The organism is Agromyces sp. P1_H4 (genome assembly GCF_056405255.1).
Genome location: NZ_JBFUCL010000266.1, coordinates 1 through 5317, shown reverse-complemented (window position 1 = coordinate 5317; position 5317 = coordinate 1). Strand labels below are relative to the sequence as shown.

Genomic DNA, 5317 nt, shown 5'->3' with positions numbered 1-5317 from the left:
GCCGCGGGGCGAGCTTCTCGCTGTCGCAGCCGTTCGACATGAACGGCCCGCAGCAGGGCTGGCGCCGCCGCACGAACCCGGTGCACACCATGCTCGACACGGGCACGGATGCCGCGGCCGGCACCCAGGGCTTCCCGCACGGCATCGGGGGCGCCGACGACGTCGTCGCGATGCCGCTGCAGTGCTCGACCCAGTGGGACGGCCTCGGGCACATCTTCGATCGCGGCATGGCGTGGAACGGCCGCCCGGCCGGATCCGTGGTGACGAGCGACGGCGACCTCGTCACGGGCATCGAGCACGCGGCATCCGCCATCGTGGGCCGCGGCGTGCTGCTCGACCTGGGCCGCTTCCTGCGGCCCGAGCCCGCCGACGACGACGCCGACAACGGGGCCGTCGGCGAGCTGCCCGACGGCTACGCCATCACGACCGCCGAGCTCGAGGCATGCATCTCCGCGCAGGGCGCGACGAGCGCCGTCGGCCGCGGCGACCTCGTGCTCGTGCGCACCGGCCGCTACGCTCGGGCACTCCGCGAGGGCTGGAACGGCTACGCCGGCGGCCCGAGCGCCGGCCTCTCCTTCACGACCGCCGGCTGGCTGCACCGCACCGAGATCGCCGCAGTCGCCACCGACACGTGGGGCTTCGAGGTGCGGCCCAACGAGTTCGACGACGCGTTCCAGCCGCTGCACCAGGTCGTCATCCCGAACCTCGGCCTGACCATCGGCGAGATGTGGGACCTCGAGGCGCTCGCCGCCGACTGCGCCGCCGACGGATGCTACGAGTTCCTGCTCGTCGCGCCGCCGCTGCCGATCACGGGTGCGGTGGGTTCGCCGGTGAACCCCATCGCCCTGAAGTAGACCCGAACGAAGTAGACCAGAACCCCAACGAAGGGACCCACCGATGTCCGCAGTCTCCCGTGTCGCCATCGTCGGCTCCGGCGTGGCCGGAGCCACCGCCGCCATCCTGCTCGCCGAGGGAGGCGTCGACGTCGACGTCTTCGAGCGGAAGCCCGACCTCTCCGCGCTCGGCTCGGGCATCACCCTCCAGGGCAACGCCCTGCGCGTGTTCGACCGGCTCGGGGTGTGGGACCAGGTGCGGGAGGCCGGCTACTCCTTCGACCAGACCGGCCTGCGCGCCCCCGGCCCCGACGCGCCCGTCATCGCGCAGATCCCCGACGCGCGGACCGGCGGCCCCGAGTACCCGGCGGTCGCGGGCATGTATCGCCCCGACCTCGCGCGGATCCTCGCCGACCGGGCCACCGAGCTCGGCGCCCGCATCCACTACGGCACCACGGTGGCGGCCTTCACGCAGGACGCCGACGGCGTCGACGTGACGCTCAGCGATGGGTCGACCGGTCGCTACGACCTGCTCATCGGCGCCGACGGCCTGCACTCCGACATCCGGAAGCAGCTCGGCGTCGAGGTCGAGCCCGAGCGCACCGGCATGGGCATCTGGCGCGCGTTCGTGCCACGCCCGAAGGACGTCACGCAGACCGACCTCTACTACGGCGGCCCGGTCTACATCGCGGGGTACTGCCCGACGAGCGAGGAGATGATGTACGCCTACCTCGTCGAGCCGGCCCAGGATCGGCACCTGCTCTCGCCCGAAGAGGGCGTGGAGGTGATGAAGGAGCTGTCGCTGGCCTACGGCGGCCCGTGGAACGAGATCCGCGAGTCGCTCGACGACGCGTCCCGGGTGAACTACACATGGTTCACGAAGCACGTCGTGCCCGACGCGTGGAACCGCGGCCGCGTCGTGCTCATCGGCGAGGCGGCGCACAGCTGCCCGCCCACCATCGCGCAGGGTGCGGCCCAGGCGGCCGAGGACGCGCTCGTGCTCTCCGAGCTGCTGCTGGCCCGCGACGCGGTCGACCAGTCGCTCTGGGATGCCTTCCACGCGCGGCGCCTGCCGCGCGCGACCGAGGTCGTCGAGGCATCCGTGCAGCTCGGCCAGTGGCAGATCGACCATGTGCAGGACGCCGACGTGCCCGGCCTGATGCGCCGCATCGCGATGCTCGTGAGCGAGCCGGCATGAGCGCCGCAGACCGCACCGAGCCGGCGCGCGGCCGGACGGACCGCGCCGAGCCGATCGTCGACGTGCACGCCCACCTGCTGCTGCCTGCGCTGCAGCAGGCCGTCGCCGCTCGCGACGCCGAGGGCTTCGCCGCGGCGCAGGCCCTCGAGGCCCGCCGCAACGGACCCGAGAGCCTCGCCGCATCCGGTCGCATGATCGGCGAGCGGATGCCGCTGCTCACGTCGCTCGACGCGCGCCTCGGCGAGATGGACCGGCAGGGCGTCGACGTGCAGGTCGTCTCTCCGTCGCCGTCGCACTACTATCCGTGGGCCGGCGAGGAGCTCGCGGTCTGGGCCGCCGCCGAGGCGAACCGCGCGATCGCCGAGCACGTGGCGGGCGCGCCCGACCGGCTGCTCGGGCTCGGACTCGTGCCGCTGCAGCATCCGCTGCGCATCGTCGAGGCCCTCGACGACGCCGTGGTGGAGCGCGGGCTCGCCGGTGTCGAGCTCTCGTCGTTCGCGGGCGACGTGGAGCTCAGCGACGAGCGGCTCGAGCCGCTCTGGGCCCGGGCCGAGGAGCTCGACGCGATCGTGTTCCTGCACCCGTTCGGCTGCAGCCTCGACGAGCGCCTCGACCGCTACTACCTCTCGAACACGGTTGGCCAGCCCGTCGAGAACGCGGTCGCGCTCTCGCACCTCATCTTCTCGGGCGTGCTCGACCGGCATCCGAACCTGCGACTCGTCGCGGCGCACGGCGGCGGGTACCTGCCCACGTTCCTCGGTCGCTCCGACCACGCGTGGTCGGTACGTCCAGAGGCGCACGGATGCCGCGACCTGCCGTCGTCGTACCTTCGTCGCCTGCGCTTCGACTCGCTCGTGCACACGCCGGGCGCCCTCCGCGCGCTGGTGGACGCCGCGGGTGCCGACCGGGTGCTGCTCGGCACGGACTACCCGTTCGACATGGGCGTCGACGACCCCATCGAGCGCGTCCGCGAGGCCCAGCTGCCCGAGGCCGACGAGCGCGCCATCCTGTCGGGCAACGCCGCCGAGCTGTTCGCCGCGGCGCTTCGCGGGCGGGCGATCGCGTGAGGATCGCACGCTGGCGCCACGACGGCGCCCTCGGTGAGGGATTCGTGCTCGGCGACGGCGTCGTGCCGTTCCCACGCGGACTGACCGTGGCCGAGGTGCTCGCCGCCGGGCTCGCGGAGCTACCCGCGCTGGCCGCGGAGGTCGACGCCGCGGCATCCGTGCCGCTCGCCGAGGTGGAGTTGCTCGCGCCGCTCGTGCCCGCGAGCGTGCGTGACTTCGTGGCGTTCGAGGAGCACGTCGAGGGGGTGACCGCGTCGATCGACGGCGCGAGCCACGTGGTCGACGAGTGGTACGAGTTCCCGACGTTCTACTTCACGAACCCGCATTCGATCGTCGCCACCGGCGCCGAGGTGCGACCGCCGAGGACCGAGCGGCTCGACTTCGAGCTCGAGGTGGGCGCGGTGATCGGCGGCGTCGCGGGCTCCGACGGGCGCGACCTGTCGCCCGCCGACGCTGCCGGCCACATCTTCGGGTACACGATCTTCAACGACTGGTCGGCCCGCGACGTCCAGGCTCGCGAGATGAAGGTGCGCCTCGGGCCGGCGAAGGGCAAGGACTTCGCGACGACGCTCGGGCCCTGGATCGTCACCGCCGACGAGTTCGACGGACGCCTCGACGACGAGGGGTTCCTGCCGATCGGCATGGAGGTCCTCGTCAACGGCGAGCGGGTCGGCGTCGACCTGCTCTCGAACATGGGCTGGCCCTTCGGTGACCTGGTCGCCTACGCGTCGCGCGACTCGCGGGTCGTGCCCGGCGACGTGCTCGGCTCGGGCACCGCGGGCAACGGCGGATGCCTCGCCGAGCTCTGGGGCCGGGCGGGCGAGCTCACCCCGCCGCCGCTCGCCACGGGCGACGAGGTCGTCATGCGCGTCGAGGGCATCGGCGAGATCCGCAACACCATCGGAGCAGCCGTTCCGGTCCCCGACGTCCCTCCGGCTCGCCGGAGGCCACGGACCCGTCCCTGACGGACGCGTCACCCCCACCCCCACCCCCAAGGAGATTCAATGACGAACTCATCGGTCCAGGCGCCCCGCGCCGCAGCAGCCCGGAAGGCGGGCATCTGGCAGGCGATCCTGCTGCTCGCCGGCAGTTGCCTGCCCGTGCTCGGCGCGGTGCTGATCACGCCGATCCTGCCGCAGCTCTCGGCGGTCTTCGGCGACCAGCCCGGCGCGGAGGTGCTCGTGCCGATGATCGTCGCGATCCCGGCGCTCATGATCGCGATCTTCGCGCCGTTCGCCGGGCAGATCGTCGACCGCCTGGGCCGCAAGCGCCTGCTCATCATCGCGATGGTGGCGTACGCGTTCGTCGGCACGGCGCCCGCGTACCTCGAGTCGCTGCAGCTCATCCTGCTCACCAGGGTCGGCGTCGGCATCACCGAGGCGGCGATCATGACCGTGTGCACCACGCTCATCGTCGACTACTTCCACGAGGAGCGGCAGCGCAACAGGTACCTCGGCCTGCAGACCGTGGCGACGACCCTGGCCGCGACCGTCTTCATCGTGCTCGGCGGCGCGCTCGGCGTCGGCGGCTGGCACACGCCGTTCTGGGTGTACGCGATCAGCCTCGTCATCGCCGTGCCGATGATCTTCCTGCTCTGGGAGCCGAGCCGGGCCGACACGACCGACGCGCACGTCGCCGCGGCGGGTCGCGTGCCGGTGCCGTGGCGCCACCTGCGCCTCCCGCTCGTCGTCGCGCTGTTCGGCGGGTTCACCTTCTACGTCATGCTCATCGAGACGAGCTACCTCCTCGTCGAGAACGGCGTGGACGCCGCCGACACCGCGACGATCGGCGCGGTCGCCGCGGGCGCGTCCCTCGTCACGGCGGCGGGCGCGTTCAGCTTCCCGCGCCTCGTGCGGCGCGGGCACCGGTTCGTGCTGCCCCTCGCATTCGGCCTGCAGGCCCTCGGCATGCTCGTGATCTGGGCGGTCGGCGGTGTCGCCGGTGTCGTGATCGGTGCGATCATCGCGGGCTTCGGATCGGGCGTGCTGCTGCCGTCGATGCTCACGTGGGCACTCGCCGGCGTGCGCTTCGAGGAACGGGGCCGTTCGACCGGCTGGTGGAACGCCGCGTTCTTCTTCGGGCAGTTCCTCACGCCGATCCTGGTCGGCGCGCTCGTGGCGGCGCTCGGCGGCCTTCCCGTCGCCGTGGGCGCCGTCGGCGTCGCCTGCGCGCTCGTCGCGGTCGCGCTCGGGTTCCGGCTGCGCCGGACGGTGCCGGCG

General features: G+C 72.8%; 5 protein-coding genes. All 5 read left to right on the top strand.

Annotation, left to right across the window (positions count from 1 at the left end; all coding sequences use genetic code 11):
* A partial coding sequence (locus tag AC1DY2_RS14760; RefSeq protein ID WP_476763111.1) for a cyclase family protein occupies positions 1-854 on the top strand: 854 nt, incomplete at its 5' end.
* 43 nt (positions 855-897) lie between these two features.
* Positions 898-2031, top strand: coding sequence for an FAD-dependent oxidoreductase (locus tag AC1DY2_RS14755; protein ID WP_476763110.1), 1134 nt, complete (start codon positions 898-900; stop codon positions 2029-2031).
* Positions 2028-3098 (top strand): amidohydrolase family protein, encoded by a 1071-nt coding sequence (locus AC1DY2_RS14750; RefSeq protein WP_476763109.1) that lies wholly within the window; start codon positions 2028-2030, stop codon positions 3096-3098. Before AC1DY2_RS14755 ends, AC1DY2_RS14750 begins: the two co-directional genes overlap by 4 nt.
* Positions 3095-4063 carry a fumarylacetoacetate hydrolase family protein gene (locus AC1DY2_RS14745; RefSeq protein WP_476763108.1) on the top strand — a complete coding sequence of 323 codons (969 nt, stop codon included), beginning with the start codon at positions 3095-3097 and terminating at the stop codon, positions 4061-4063. The genes AC1DY2_RS14750 and AC1DY2_RS14745 overlap by 4 nt, the downstream gene beginning before the upstream one ends.
* A 39-nt stretch (positions 4064-4102) precedes the next feature.
* The coding region (locus AC1DY2_RS14740) for an MFS transporter (RefSeq protein WP_476763107.1) at positions 4103-5317 on the top strand (1215 nt) is incomplete at its 3' end.

What these genes read in the sequence shown, in the direction of transcription:
- AC1DY2_RS14750 (WP_476763109.1), top strand. Translation starts at nt 2,028, where the DNA reads ATGAGCGCCGCAGACCGCACCGAGCCGGCGCGCGGCCGGACGGACCGC.
- AC1DY2_RS14755 (WP_476763110.1), top strand. Translation starts at nt 898, where the DNA reads ATGTCCGCAGTCTCCCGTGTCGCCATCGTCGGCTCCGGCGTGGCCGGA.